The organism is Citrobacter sp. Cpo074, from assembly GCF_030332745.1.
GTDB lineage: Bacteria > Pseudomonadota > Gammaproteobacteria > Enterobacterales > Enterobacteriaceae > Citrobacter > Citrobacter portucalensis.
Genome location: NZ_JAOWHG010000025.1, coordinates 236,979 through 251,629 on the forward strand (window position 1 = coordinate 236,979; position 14,651 = coordinate 251,629).

At 51.5% G+C, this 14,651-nt stretch carries 11 protein-coding genes and 1 tRNA gene; 8 read left to right on the forward strand and 4 right to left on the reverse strand.

Annotation, left to right across the window (positions count from 1 at the left end; all coding sequences use genetic code 11):
• Positions 1 to 113: 113 nt before the first annotated feature.
• Both groL and OGX83_RS03645 read right to left on the reverse strand, forming a co-directional pair.
• Complete coding sequence (gene groL, locus OGX83_RS03640) at positions 114 to 1,757, reverse strand: chaperonin GroEL (RefSeq protein WP_048236304.1); 1,644 nt, start codon at positions 1,755 to 1,757, stop codon at positions 114 to 116.
• A 43-nt stretch (positions 1,758 to 1,800) separates the two neighbouring features.
• Complete coding sequence (locus OGX83_RS03645; protein ID WP_000027827.1) at positions 1,801 to 2,094, reverse strand: co-chaperone GroES; 294 nt, start codon at positions 2,092 to 2,094, stop codon at positions 1,801 to 1,803.
• A 275-nt stretch (positions 2,095 to 2,369) separates the two neighbouring features.
• Between OGX83_RS03645 and yjeH the strand changes: the two genes are divergently transcribed.
• Positions 2,370 to 3,635: an L-methionine/branched-chain amino acid transporter gene (gene yjeH / locus OGX83_RS03650; protein WP_008785985.1), complete on the forward strand. Its 1,266-nt coding sequence runs from the start codon at positions 2,370 to 2,372 to the stop codon at positions 3,633 to 3,635.
• A 49-nt stretch (positions 3,636 to 3,684) separates the two neighbouring features.
• Here the strand turns inward: yjeH and OGX83_RS03655 are convergent, their stop codons facing one another.
• Entirely contained in the window at positions 3,685 to 4,161 is a 477-nt protein-coding gene (locus OGX83_RS03655; protein WP_003025457.1) for an FxsA family protein, read from the reverse strand.
• 338 nt (positions 4,162 to 4,499) lie between these two features.
• Between OGX83_RS03655 and aspA the strand changes: the two genes are divergently transcribed.
• The 7 genes from aspA to OGX83_RS03690 all read left to right on the forward strand — a co-directional run bounded on the left by aspA (position 4,500) and on the right by OGX83_RS03690 (position 12,466).
• Positions 4,500 to 5,936, forward strand: a complete 1,437-nt coding sequence (gene aspA, locus OGX83_RS03660) for an aspartate ammonia-lyase (protein WP_003830668.1) — start codon at positions 4,500 to 4,502, stop codon at positions 5,934 to 5,936.
• A 115-nt stretch (positions 5,937 to 6,051) separates the two neighbouring features.
• Entirely contained in the window at positions 6,052 to 7,353 is a 1,302-nt protein-coding gene (dcuA, locus tag OGX83_RS03665; protein ID WP_003830670.1) for an anaerobic C4-dicarboxylate transporter DcuA, read from the forward strand.
• A gap of 128 nt (positions 7,354 to 7,481) precedes the next feature.
• Positions 7,482 to 7,829: a divalent cation tolerance protein CutA gene (cutA, locus tag OGX83_RS03670; RefSeq protein WP_003025447.1), complete on the forward strand. Its 348-nt coding sequence runs from the start codon at positions 7,482 to 7,484 to the stop codon at positions 7,827 to 7,829.
• Positions 7,805 to 9,514, forward strand: a complete 1,710-nt coding sequence (locus tag OGX83_RS03675) for a protein-disulfide reductase DsbD (protein WP_258736388.1) — start codon at positions 7,805 to 7,807, stop codon at positions 9,512 to 9,514. The genes cutA and OGX83_RS03675 overlap by 25 nt, the downstream gene beginning before the upstream one ends.
• 36 nt (positions 9,515 to 9,550) lie before the next feature.
• On the forward strand, positions 9,551 to 10,126 hold the full coding sequence (locus OGX83_RS03680) for a transcriptional regulator (RefSeq protein WP_286587386.1): 576 nt from the start codon (positions 9,551 to 9,553) through the stop codon (positions 10,124 to 10,126).
• Positions 10,127 to 10,278: 152 nt separating this feature from the next.
• Positions 10,279 to 10,354 (forward strand) — tRNA-Phe (locus OGX83_RS03685).
• A gap of 450 nt (positions 10,355 to 10,804) precedes the next feature.
• Positions 10,805 to 12,466 (forward strand): fatty acid--CoA ligase, encoded by a 1,662-nt coding sequence (locus OGX83_RS03690; RefSeq protein ID WP_103285865.1) that lies wholly within the window; start codon positions 10,805 to 10,807, stop codon positions 12,464 to 12,466.
• A gap of 199 nt (positions 12,467 to 12,665) precedes the next feature.
• Here OGX83_RS03690 and OGX83_RS03695 read toward each other — a convergent pair whose 3' ends face one another.
• Positions 12,666 to 14,387, reverse strand: a complete 1,722-nt coding sequence (locus OGX83_RS03695; RefSeq protein WP_128612157.1) for a SulP family inorganic anion transporter — start codon at positions 14,385 to 14,387, stop codon at positions 12,666 to 12,668.
• Between the last annotated feature and the right edge of the window lie 264 nt (positions 14,388 to 14,651).

Consider the following 14,651-nt stretch of genomic DNA (forward strand, 5'->3'; position numbering starts at 1 on the left):
GTTGCAGGAAGGCGGCCAGTTTGTTAATCCCCAGGAGCTTACTCAAGTAAGTGACTGGGGTTAGCAAACGCAGCCAACGCATCTGCGGCCTGAAGGATGCAGGGTGTAGGCAATTACATCATGCCGCCCATTCCACCCATGCCACCCATACCGGCAGCACCTAAGTCAGGCGCATCGCCTTTCGGCAGGTCGGTAACCATGCACTCGGTGGTGATCATCAGACCCGCAACAGAAGCCGCGTACTGCAGAGCAGAACGAGTTACTTTGGTTGGATCCAGGATACCCATGTCGATCATGTTGCCGTATTCTTCAGTTGCAGCGTTGTAACCGTAGTTACCGTCACCCGCTTTTACGGTGTTAGCCACTACAGACGGCTCTTCGCCGCAGTTCAGAACGATTTGACGCAGCGGAGCTTCCATTGCGCGCAGCGCAACTTTGATACCTACGTTCTGGTCTTCGTTCTGACCTTTCAGGCCGGCAATTTTAGACGCTACGCGAATCAGCGCAACACCACCACCAGCAACCACGCCTTCTTCTACAGCAGCACGGGTAGCGTGCAGGGCATCTTCAACGCGGGCTTTCTTCTCTTTCATTTCAACTTCAGTCGCAGCACCAACTTTGATAACCGCAACGCCGCCTGCCAGTTTCGCTACGCGCTCCTGCAGTTTTTCACGGTCATAGTCAGAAGTTGCTTCTTCGATCTGCTGACGAATCTGAGTCACGCGACCCTGGATTGCAGCTTCGTCGCCCACGCCATCGATGATGGTGGTGGTATCTTTGTTGATAACAACGCGTTTCGCCTGACCCAGATCTTCCAGAGTTGCTTTTTCCAACTCCATACCGATCTCTTCAGAGATAACGGTACCACCGGTCAGGGTAGCGATATCCTGCAGCATTGCTTTACGACGATCGCCGAAGCCAGGTGCTTTAACCGCAGCGACTTTCACGATACCGCGCATGGTGTTAACAACCAGAGTTGCCAGCGCTTCGCCTTCAACATCTTCAGCGATGATCAGCAGCGGTTTGCCTGCTTTCGCTACAGCTTCCAGAACCGGCAGCATTTCGCGGATGTTGGAGATTTTCTTGTCAGCCAGCAGGATGAACGGGCTTTCCAGTTCTACTGCGCCAGTTTCCGGCTTGTTGATGAAGTAAGGAGACAGGTAGCCACGGTCGAACTGCATACCTTCAACCACGTCCAGTTCGTCCTGCAGACCGGTACCGTCTTCAACGGTGATCACGCCTTCTTTACCGACTTTGTCCATCGCTTCAGCGATCAGTTTACCTACGGTTTCGTCGGAGTTAGCGGAGATGGTACCAACCTGAGCAATAGCTTTAGAGTCGGAGCACGGTACGGACAGTGCTTTCAGTTCTTCAACAGCAGCAGCGACAGCTTTGTCGATACCACGTTTCAGATCCATCGGGTTCATGCCCGCAGCAACGGCTTTCAGACCTTCAGTGATGATGGACTGAGCCAGTACGGTTGCGGTGGTGGTACCGTCACCTGCAGCGTCGTTCGCTTTAGAGGCAACTTCTTTCACCATCTGCGCACCCATGTTTTCGAACTTGTCTTCCAGTTCGATTTCACGTGCTACGGAAACACCATCTTTAGTGATGGTCGGTGCACCGAAAGATTTATCCAGAACTACGTTACGCCCTTTAGGACCGAGGGTAACTTTCACTGCATCTGCCAGTACGTTTACGCCGCGCAGCATTTTCACACGAGCGTCGTTACCGAATTTTACGTCTTTAGCTGCCATTTTCTCTTTCCCTTAAATTCGTATGTTCAGTGTCGTTCGCGGATTAGGCTTCAACAATCGCCAGGATGTCGCTTTCAGACATGATCAACACTTCTTCATTGTCGATCTTCTCAGATTTAACACCGTAGCCATCGTTGAAAATAACGATATCGCCGACTTTCACGTCCAGCGGCTGTACGGTACCGTTGTCCAGGATGCGACCCTTACCGACAGCGATGATTTCGCCACGAGTTGATTTACCTGCTGCAGAACCGGTCAGTACGATGCCGCCAGCAGATTTGGATTCAACTTCTTTACGTTTGACGATCACACGATCATGTAACGGACGAATACTCATTGATAGCTCTCCTTTGAGAAAGTCTTTATCAGTTATGGGTGACGCCGGCCCGTAAACGGTTTCCCGGCTAGTGACCAGAGAGATGGGGATGGGGTTTTGTGCCTTCAAGGGGGCAAGCGAAAAAAATTTTTTATCAGCAGAAAATCCCGTCAAAACGCCGACGCACCTCACATTTCATAACGATTTCAGTCACGTCGTCATAAGCAAATCTGATTGTGATACCATCAAAAATCTGCGCTGTAGCCCGATCAATGGGCATAACCGGATAACAATTTATGAGCGGACTGAAACAAGAGCTGGGACTGGCTCAGGGCGTTGGCCTGTTGTCGACATCATTGTTAGGTACAGGTGTTTTTGCCGTCCCCGCGCTGGCCGCACTGGTTGCGGGCAACAACAGCCTGTGGGCATGGCCGGTGCTGATTGTTTTGGTCTTTCCCGTAGCGATTGTCTTCGCCGTACTGGGTCGTCATTTTCCCAGCGCAGGCGGTGTGGCGCATTTTGTCGGCATGGCCTTTGGTTCACGCCTGGAGCGCGTCACCGGATGGCTATTTTTGTCGGTCATTCCTGTCGGTTTGCCTGCGGCATTGCATATCGCCGCCGGATTCGGTCAGGCGATGTTTGGCTGGCATGACGAGCAGCTTTTGCTGGCTGAGCTCGGTACGCTGGCATTGGTTTGGTACATCGGCTCTCGCGGCGCAAGCTCCAGCGCGAATCTACAAACGGTCATTGCAGGACTGATTGTTGCCCTGATTGTTGCTATCTGGTGGGCGGGCGATCTGACACCTGGCGAAATCCCCTTCCCTGCGATTACCGATATTGAGCTTCCCGGCCTGTTCGCCGCGTTGTCGGTCATGTTCTGGTGCTTTGTCGGCCTTGAAGCGTTTGCTCACCTGGCGTCTGAATTCAAAAATCCGGAGCGAGACTTCCCACGCGCACTGATGATCGGCCTGCTGCTGGCAGGGTCTGTTTATTGGGCATGCACCGTTGTCGTTCTCCATTTTGGTGCCTACGGCGAGCAAATGGCGGCCGCAGCGTCGCTGCCAGAGATCGTCGTGCAACTGTTTGGCGTACAAGCTCTGTGGGTCGCCTGCATCATTGGTTATCTGGCCTGTTTTGCCAGCCTCAACATTTATATACAAAGCTTCGCCCGGCTGGTCTGGTCGCAAGCGCAGTATAAGCCGGAGAGTTATCTGGCTCGTCTGTCCCCCCGACACCTTCCGCGCAATGCGCTAAACGCCGTATTGGGCTGTTGCGTAATCAGTACTCTGTGCATCTATATGCTGCAAATCAATCTCGATGCGTTAATCGTCTACGCCAACGGCATCTTTATTATGATTTATCTGCTGTGCATGCTGGCAGGTTGTCGATTACTGAAAGGGCATTATCGCGTACTGGCAGTCATTGGCGGTCTGCTGTGCCTACTGCTACTGGCGATGGTCGGCTGGAAGAGTCTGTACGCGTTGATTATGCTGGCAGGACTTTGGCTGTTTTTACCCCGCAGGCCGGATAAGGCAACGTTGACGCCATCATCCGGCCTATAAACACTTTTGCCGGATGACGCTAACGCTTATCCGGCCTACATACTGATGCTTAATCCCGACGATCGTCTTTATGTTCGATGCTGTCGCGCTTGTCATCCTTGCGCTGAAATTCACCATCAAAAGTCTCACCGCCACCCGTTCCGGCGCTAAAACCACCGCCAGGCATACGCGAAAAACGCAAATGTGGCAGCAGTTTCATCGTCAGATGTTTTTGCACCGGGGGTAATAAAAGAAGAAGACCGAGGAAATCGGTGAAAAATCCGGGCAGCACCAACAGCAGACCGGCAATAATCAGCGATACGCTTTTGATCATTTCTGCAGCCGGACTTTCACCTGCCGCCATTTTCTGTTGCATCAGTAAAAAGTTCTTAAATCCCTGATTACGAACCAGAGACATACCGATAACCGATGTAAAAATAACCAAAATCAGCGTCATCAGGACGCCCATCACATGGGCAACCTGAATAAAAATAGATATCTCTATGTAAACATAGAGAAAAATGGCAAGTAATGGTATCCAGCGCAAAGGGATCTCCTGTTAATAACAGCCGTTTTGTTCAACTTCTGTTCGAAAAATTATGTTAATCGCATCGATTTGATATTGTGGTGGTTAGCAAAATTTCAAGTGGCTTGTACACTAATATTTGGGGTTAATCACAAAGGGGTGATCCATTTCACAGAATAATAAATAAGGGGTAAATTCCACGCTTTAAGTGATCCAGATTACGGTAGAAATCCTGAACCAGCATATGATCTCGGGTATCAGACCGATGCAGGGGATAATCGTCGGTCGAGAAACAATCGAAATCACATATATCCTGTGTGTTTAGTCAAATCATTGGCAGCTTGAAAAAGAAGGTTCACATGTTAAACAACATTCGTATCGAAGAAGACTTGTTGGGTACCAGGGAAGTTCCAGCGGACGCCTACTACGGTGTCCACACTCTGAGAGCGATTGAAAACTTCTACATTAGCAACAACAAAATCAGCGATATTCCTGAATTTGTTCGCGGTATGGTAATGGTTAAAAAGGCAGCGGCTATGGCCAACAAAGAGCTGCAAACCATTCCTAAGAGTGTGGCAAATGCCATCATCGCGGCGTGTGATGAAGTCCTGAATAACGGAAAATGCATGGATCAGTTCCCGGTAGACGTTTACCAGGGTGGTGCGGGTACCTCCGTCAACATGAACACCAACGAAGTTCTGGCCAATATCGGTCTGGAACTGATGGGTCACCAGAAAGGTGAATATCAGTACCTGAACCCGAACGACCACGTTAACAAATGTCAGTCTACCAACGACGCATACCCAACTGGCTTCCGTATCGCTGTATACGCATCCATCATCAAACTGGTTGATGCACTGAACCAGCTGCGCGAAGGCTTCGAGAAAAAAGCTGTTGAATTCCAGGACATCCTGAAAATGGGTCGTACCCAGCTGCAGGATGCTGTACCGATGACCCTCGGTCAGGAATTCCATGCTTTTAGCGTACTGTTGAAAGAAGAAGTGAAAAACATTAGCCGTACCGCTGAGCTGCTGCTGGAAGTTAACCTCGGCGCGACAGCAATCGGTACTGGTCTGAACACGCCGAAAGAGTACTCTCCGCTGGCAGTACAGAAACTGGCTGAAGTCACCGGCTTCGCCTGTGTTCCGGCAGAAGACCTGATTGAAGCAACTTCTGACTGTGGCGCATACGTTATGGTGCACGGCGCACTGAAACGTCTGGCTGTGAAGATGTCCAAAATCTGTAACGACCTGCGTTTGCTCTCCTCTGGTCCGCGTGCGGGTCTGAACGAGATCAACCTGCCGGAACTGCAGGCTGGTTCTTCTATCATGCCAGCTAAAGTGAACCCGGTTGTTCCGGAAGTCGTAAACCAGGTGTGCTTCAAAGTCATCGGTAACGACATCACTGTAACCATGGCATCTGAAGCTGGTCAGCTGCAGCTGAACGTAATGGAGCCGGTCATTGGTCAGGCAATGTTTGAATCCATTCACATTCTGAGCAATGCTTGCTACAACCTGCTGGAAAAATGCGTTAGTGGTATCACTGCTAACAAAGAAGTCTGTGAAGCGTTTGTATTCAACTCCATCGGCATCGTTACTTACCTCAACCCGTTCATTGGTCACCACAACGGCGACATCGTCGGTAAAATTTGTGCCGAAACCGGTAAGAGCGTACGTGAAGTTGTCCTGGAGCGCGGTCTGTTGACCGAGTCTGAACTGGACGATATCTTCTCTGCACAGAACCTGATGCACCCTGCTTATAAAGCAAAACGTTATACTGATGAAAGCGAACAGTAATCGTGTAGGGTAGTACCGGAGAAGGCACGTCATGATGACGTGCCTTTTTTCTTACTCGAAGTTACTTAAAAACAACAATTTAATATCAACTTGTTAAACAACAAGGAAGGCTAATATGATAGTTTTAGAACTTATCATCGTTTTGCTGGCAATCTTTTTAGGTGCCAGACTTGGGGGTATCGGTATTGGATTTGCAGGTGGGCTGGGTGTTCTGGTTCTCGCCGCTATCGGCGTAAAACCCGGTAATATCCCGTTCGATGTTATTTCCATCATCATGGCGGTTATCGCTGCCATTTCAGCTATGCAGATTGCAGGTGGTCTGGACTATCTGGTTCATCAAACTGAAAAACTGCTGCGTAAAAACCCGAAATACATCACGATCCTTGCACCTATCGTGACCTATTTCCTGACTATCTTCGCAGGTACCGGCAACATCTCTCTGGCAACGCTGCCAGTTATCGCTGAAGTTGCGAAAGAACAAGGGATCAAACCTTGCCGTCCGCTCTCTACTGCAGTGGTTTCTGCACAGATTGCGATTACGGCTTCTCCAATCTCCGCAGCCGTGGTTTACATGTCTTCCGTAATGGAAGGTCATGGCATCAGCTACATTCACCTGCTGTCCGTGGTCATTCCGTCCACCCTGCTGGCTGTTCTGGTCATGTCCTTCCTGGTAACTGCGCTGTTCAACTCCAAACTGTCTGACGACCCGATTTATCGTAAGCGTCTGGAAGAAGGCCTGGTTGAACTGCGTGGTGAAAGACAAGTTGAAATCAAAGCGGGCGCAAAAACTTCTGTTTGGTTGTTCCTGCTGGGCGTGGTTTGTGTCGTCGTATATGCGATCGTCAACAGCCCAAGCCTCGGTCTGGTCGCTAAGCCGCTGATGAACACCACCAACGCAATCCTGATCATCATGCTGAGCATCGCGACGCTGACCACGATCATCTGCCGCGTTGAAACTGACTCCATCCTGAACTCCAGCACTTTCAAAGCCGGTATGAGCGCCTGTATTTGTATCCTGGGTGTTGCATGGCTGGGTGATACCTTCGTATCTCACAACATTGACTGGATCAAAGATACTGCAGGTAGCGTAATTCAGGGTCATCCGTGGCTGCTGGCTGTCATCTTCTTCTTTGCTTCTGCACTGCTGTACTCTCAGGCTGCAACCGCTAAAGCACTGATGCCGATGGCTCTGGCTCTGAACGTTTCCCCACTGACTGCTGTTGCGTCTTTCGCCGCGGTTTCTGGCCTGTTCATTCTGCCAACCTACCCAACTCTGGTTGCGGCAGTTCAGATGGATGACACCGGTACAACTCGCATCGGTAAATTCGTCTTTAACCATCCGTTCTTCATCCCGGGTACTCTGGGTGTGGTTCTGGCTGTCTGCTTCGGCTTCTTGCTGGGCAGCTTCATGCTGTAAGTTTTTCCTGCAGGGTGCCTGGGCGCCCTGCAGTTCCTCCTCCCCACCCCGCTTTAGCTAACATCCTTCCCTCGTCCGTTGTATAGTGACCATTCTTTTGCTGGTTACTCTGTTCTTTCGAGGTGTTTATGCTTGATGTAAAGAGTCAGGATATTTCCATCCCCGATACCGTTGTGGTGCTCTGTACCGCCCCGGATGAAGCAACCGCCCAGGATCTCGCCGCCAAAGTGCTGGCGGAAAAGCTGGCTGCTTGCGTGACCCTGCTACCCGGTGCGACCTCCCTCTACTATTGGGAAGGCAAACTGGAACAGGAATATGAAGTCCAGATGATTTTAAAAACCACCGTCACACACCAGCAAGCCCTTCTCGATTGCCTGAAGTCACATCATCCGTATCAAACGCCTGAACTTCTGGTTTTACCCGTCACTCACGGAGACTTTGATTACCGCTCATGGCTCAACGCATCCTTACGCTGATCCTGCTGCTGTGCAGCACATCTACCTTTGCCGGATTATTTGACGCGCCTGGCCGCTCGCAGTTTGTTCCTGCCGATCGGGCGTTTGTTTTTGATTTTCAGCAAAACCAACACGATCTGAACCTCACATGGCAGGTTAAAGATGGCTACTATCTGTATCGCAAACAGATAAGCATTACGCCATCTCAGGCCGATATTGCTGAGGTAAAACTGCCGCCAGGTGTCTGGCATGAAGATGAGTTTTACGGCAAAAGTGAGATTTACCGTAAACAGCTGACTGTCCCGATCACGATCAATCAGGCTAAGTCTGGCGCAACATTAACGATCACATATCAGGGCTGCGCCGACGCCGGATTTTGCTATCCGCCAGAAACAAAAACGGTGCCATTAAGTGAAGTGTCTGCTGGTTCCGCGGCCGCCTCTGCGCCAGCCCCAGCCACTGCAGATCCGCAAGAGAAACCGCAGCCCACGGCCCAACTCCCCTTCTCCGCGCTGTGGGCATTGCTGATCGGAATTGGTATCGCGTTTACGCCTTGCGTACTGCCGATGTATCCGCTGATTTCCGGTATCGTACTGGGTGGTAAGCAACGCTTATCAACCGGACGGGCACTGCTGCTGACGTTTATCTACGTTCAAGGAATGGCGCTCACCTATACCGCGCTGGGTTTGGTTGTTGCAGCCGCCGGTTTGCAGTTCCAGGCTGCGCTTCAGCATCCCTACGTCCTGATTGGCCTTGCCGTCATCTTTACGCTGCTGGCTCTGTCGATGTTTGGCTTGTTCACGCTGCAATTGCCTTCATCACTGCAAACGCGTCTCACGCTAATGAGTAACCGCCAGCAAGGCGGATCTCCCGGCAGCGTCTTTGCGATGGGGGCGATTGCTGGCCTCATCTGTTCTCCTTGCACAACGGCCCCGCTAAGCGCGATTTTGCTGTATATCGCTCAGAGCGGGAACATGTGGCTGGGAGGTGGCACACTGTATCTGTATGCGTTGGGGATGGGATTACCCCTGATGCTGATTACCGTATTTGGCAACCGCTTGCTGCCTAAAAGTGGCCCATGGATGGAACATGTCAAAACCGCTTTTGGCTTTGTCATTCTGGCGCTTCCCGTCTTCTTGCTCGAACGTATCGTTGGCGACGAGTGGAGCGTTCGCTTATGGTCACTGCTAGGCGTCGCGTTCTTTGGCTGGGCGTTCATCACCAGCCTACAGGCAAAGCACGCCTGGATGCGTATCGTGCAGATTGTCCTGTTAGCCGCAGCACTGGTAAGCGTGCGTCCATTGCAAGACTGGGCGTTCGGCGCGCCATATGCTCAAACCCAGGCACATCTTAACTTCACGCCGGTGGCATCGATAGATGCGTTAAATCAAGCACTGGCGCAAGCTAAAGGCAGGCCAGTCATGCTGGATCTGTATGCCGACTGGTGTGTAGCCTGTAAGGAATTTGAAAAATACACGTTCAGTAATCCGCAGGTTCAGCAAGCGCTAGGCAACACAGTGCTATTGCAGGCGGATGTGACAGCAAACAATGCACAGGATGTCGCACTCCTGAAACATCTACAGGTTTTAGGTTTGCCGACTATCTTGTTCTTTGATGCCGAGGGGAAAGAGCACCCGGAAGCTCGGGTTACGGGCTTTATGGATGCCGCGACCTTCAGCGCACATTTGCGCGATCGCCAACCGTGAGCGACACTTGCAACAGGAAATACGGAGGAGAATACCGTGCAACGTGAAGATGTCCTGGGAGAAGCCCTGAAATTACTTGAGGTGCAAGGGATAGCCAATACCACGCTGGAAATGGTGGCCGAACGCATCGATTATCCTCTGGATGAACTGCAGCGCTTTTGGCCCGATAAAGAGGCCATTCTGTACGATGCGCTGCGTTACCTCAGCCAGCGGGTGGATATCTGGCGGCGTCAGCTTTTGCTGGATGACACGCTGAGCGCTGAGCAGAAATTACTGGCGCGCTACACTGCGCTGTCCGAATGCGTGAGCAATAATCGCTATCCCGGCTGTCTGTTCATCGCCGCCTGTACGTTTTACCCCGATCCCGGGCATCCGATCCATCAGTTAGCCGATCAGCAAAAAATGGCGGCACATGACTTCACCCATGAGCTGCTGACGACGCTGGAAGTTGACGACCCGGCAATGGTCGCTAAACAGATGGAACTGGTGCTGGAAGGCTGCCTGAGCCGCATGCTGGTTAATCGTAGCCATGCAGATGTCGAAACGGCACACCGCCTGGCTGAAGATATCCTGCGCTTTGCCCAGTGCCGAATGGGCGGTGCGCTGACCTAAGCAAGCATTATCTGTTTTCGTCGCCTCTGCCGGATAGATTTGTGCAAACTTCAGGCATAACCATGCAGATTGCCGCAATATTAAGCGGTTGAACAATGTTTCCAGAAATTTGATTGACTGACAGACGTGAATACGGTTTAATGCGCCCCGTTGCCCGGATAGCTCAGTCGGTAGAGCAGGGGATTGAAAATCCCCGTGTCCTTGGTTCGATTCCGAGTCCGGGCACCACTATTTAGAAGAACCCGCCTATGGCGGGTTTTTTGCTTTCAGGGCTCCGCGAGATTTCTTATCGTTCTGACCACAGCAACTCCTACCCCACCTCATCACGACACTTAAACCTTTCACTGGAACCACGATGGTACTGCAAAAAATATAGCGGTATCAGGCACACCTCTTTGTCTGGCGTGCTTATCCATAGGCCAGATTTGAGTAATTTATCTGAACAACCTTGGGCACAATACTGTTGCGGGAGCGCCAGGTCGCGCCGCACTTCATTGATAAGCTCGCTGAAGGTCACCCCCCTCTTCCAGATGGCGTTGTAGGATACGCACATTCATCCCCAGGGGCTGGAGTTGGTGCGCCGCCTCGACATCTGAAGCAAACGCCAGGGAGTAAATACCAACCTTCATCTACAATTGCCATCATACCGAGCAAATAATGAGTCAACGAGGAACCTGGATGGTGAAAACAAGAGTCATACAGTCAGCGCAGGGAGCCCATGCCTATCCGCTGCTGATCAAGAGCTTGCTGCTGTCGGGTGGGCGTTCTCATCCCGAGCGAGAAATCGTCTACGCCGACAAGCTGCGTTACGACTATCGCACCCTCAAACAGCGCATCCATCGCCTGGCAAACATGCTGACAGCGGCCGGTGTCATGCCTGGAGACACCGTCGCCCTGCTAGATTGGGACAGCCATCGCGCCCTCGAGTGCTTCTTCGCGGTGCCTATGATTGGTGCTGTGCTACACACGGTGAACGTCCGCTTCTCGGCGGACCAAATCGCTTACACCATGAATCATGCCGAGGACAACCTGGTACTGGTGCACGACGACTTCTTGCCGGTTGTCGAGTCACTGGCAGAGACACTGACCACTGTCCGGGGATACATCCAGCTTAGCGACGAAGAATCGAAGGCAACCAGCCTGCCGGTGCTGGGGGAATATGAGACCCTTCTGGCCGCAGCGGGAAATCGCTTTGACTTCCCCGACTTCGATGAAAACTCGGTAGCGACCTTGTTCTACACCACTGGAACCACGGGCAATCCCAAGGGGGTCTACTTCAGCCATCGTCAGCTGGTCCTGCACACGCTCAATGAGCTGGGCCTCCTGGCAGCCCACGAGGGACAGTCGCTGCTACGATCGAACGATGTCTACATGCCGATCACTCCTATGTTTCACGTGCACGCCTGGGGCGCTCCCTATGTCGCAACAATGCTGGGTGTGAAGCAGGTCTACCCCGGTCGTTACGAACCCAACAAGCTGGTGCGGTTCTATCACGATGAGGGTGTAACCTTCTCGCACTGTGTGCCAACCATCTTGCAAATGATCCTCGAGTGCGACGAAGCCACACGGACCGATCTGTCGGGATGGAAGATGTTGCTGGGTGGCAGTTCACTGTCCCTTGGACTGGCGACACAGGCCCACCATAAGGGCATACGCATTCACGCTGGCTATGGTATGTCTGAAACCTGTCCCCTGCTCTGTATGACCCACTTAAGCGATGCCGAGCTGGCCCTTCCCATGGATGAGCAGTTACCCCTGCGGATTCGGACCGGCCTGCCTGTTCCGTTGGTGGATCTGCGTATCGTCGATGGCGAAGGTCGGGAGGTAGTGCACGACGGCGAAGCCCTGGGTGAAATAGTGGTGCGAGCCCCTTGGCTGACTCAGGGCTACCTGAAGGAACCCGAGAAAGGAGCTGAGCTATGGAATGGCAGTTGGCTGCATACCGGCGACATTGCCTCCATCGATCCCCATGGGATAGTGGAAATAAAGGATCGCATCAAAGACGTAATCAAGACGGGCGGTGAGTGGATAAGCACGCTGGAGCTGGAGAGCCTCATCAGCTCACACGCGGCGGTCAGGTCGGTAGCCGTCGTCGGGATACCTGATGAACAGTGGGGCGAACGCCCCCTGGCTCTGGTAGTTTGCAAGGAAGGAGAAGACCTGGAGCCGCAGGCCATAGCGGCACATCTGCAAGGATTCGTCGACCGCGGCCACATCACTAAATGGGCGATCCCACGACAGATAAGGATAGTCCCGGATATTCCCAAAACCAGCGTCGGTAAGATCAACAAGCGCCTGATTCGGGAGCTCGAAGCCAGCAATGGGAAGGAAAGCATTTAAGCGATTTGTCGCATTCATAGCGTAAGGTTAACAACAGTCACGCTGTCTCTATTTCAGGTAGCATGTCGGTATCAATACTCTGCCGGGGATCTCACCGTCCCCGCGCGGATGCTGATCGCCCTTTAGCAAAATGGGTGCCAGGGCATGTTCATCGCCACAGGCACCTTCCATCCAGCCTGATCATTTACCTAAATCTGCTTTATTCAACAACGCCAGATTCATCCTCACTCATGCTTTCTTTGCTTTGAATGAACCGGAGCGCCAAATAAAGGTCTGGTGCCAGAATCATGTCGTCGTCTTTCATTGTCGGTCGACTCTCCTTAAACCAGCGTGTTAACTCCGTTTTCCGGCCCGCAAGAATTAACTTAATCTTCCGCCCCTTCAGGTCCCGTTTTAACTCATTAATGGTTGCCAGGACGCTGATATCTGAATAGGTAAAGCAAGAAACGGCGTCAATGACCACCCATTTAGGTTGTAGTACTGCACCATCGACTAAATTCAAAACGCGGCGCTTAAAATAGGCCACATTAAAATAGGTCAGCGGTGAGTTAAACCGGTACATCAACACGCCAGGGATCATTTTCACATCGGTTGTATTACCTAATGAGTGAATCATCCCATTTTCGTCAATTCCCAATAAGTGTTCAGTAGGACGGAAAACTGTGCGCAGGAACTGCAACAGACCCAACAATACCGCAAGGCCAATCCCCTGAATAACACCAATAATCAGAACACAGCCAAAGGTGAAGAACGCCAAGCGAAATGCGGGTTTATTTCTTCGCCTCAGGTTCCAGAGTCCGCGTAAATCAATTAATGACCACGATGCATAAATTAGAACAATGCCTAATGCAGATACCGGAATAAATTGTAATGGCTGCGTGAAAAATACCACGACGATTCCGATGATTAAGGCAGCAACAACGGAAACAAGCTGGCTTTTCCCTCCAGAGGAATCATTTACCGCAGTCCGGGAATCGGCTCCGCTAATCGCAAACCCCTGAGATAAACCAGACATTAGATTCGCGATACCCAAAGCCCTGAACTCAGCATCAGCATTTATTTCGTATCCGTTTTTCGCGGCAAAACTGCGAGCGGTTAGCATCAGGCTAACAAAACTGACTAACGCCAGGTTCAGCGCAGGGATCAATAAATCACGCGCCAGACCAGGCTGAAACGAGCCCCAGTGAACGACGGGCAAACCAGACTGAAAACCCGATCCCCCAATAGTGGCAATCCCATACTGCTGCGCAGATGTAATCCATACCAGCGCCGTTGTTATCACAATAGCAATTAACGGTGCTGGCCATTGGCTACGAAACGTTTTGATAGCTATTAAAATCACTAACGTTAGGATGGAGATCCCTAAGGTTAATAAATGAATTTCTGAGAGTCGGCCAGGCAGGGCAATGATCTTCTCAATCACTTGCTCTTCATCAAGCGTAATCCCCAACACCTTACCGAGTTGCCCGACAATAATCGTCACGGCAACCCCGTTAAGCAGACCCGTTAGAATGGGATGCGAAAGCAAGTCAGCAAGCGCACCCAGGCGAAATTTACTGGCAAGCAGGCACCATCCCCCCATCATCACAGTCATGACAATTGTCAACTGCCAGTGAAGTTCTGGGTTTCCGGCAGAAAGAGGAACTACAACGGCTGCAATTACCGCGCAGGTCGTGGCATCAGGGCCAACAATCAATTGGCGGGAAGAACCAAACAGCGCATAAGCTAGCATTGGCAAAACGCAGGAATATAACCCGACGATAGCCCCGACTCCCGCCAACTCAGCGTAAGCAATCGCAACCGGTAGTGCTACGGCAGCAACGGATAACCCGGCTTTAACATCATGTTTTAGCCAGCTTTTATCGTACGCTAATAAATTTTTTAGCCCCGGCATGTAGTTTAATACCATTTTTCCGAACACTTTATTCTCCGGATAGACCCTTACTTATAGATAAAGGTACACGTAACTGTCGCAGGCGATCCTGATATTTTCGGGAGGTAATACAGAAAATTCAGATTGGGGGTTTACTGCATATACCGCAGGATGGCTTGTGTTATGGAGGCTCAGGATATAGCTTTGCACCCGATGGTGCGGTGTTGTGATGTGCCTGATGCGCTGCGCTTATCAGGCCTACAAAATACGTTCAGCCCGGCCCCTGCAGGCCGGATAAGGCGGCACGCCGCA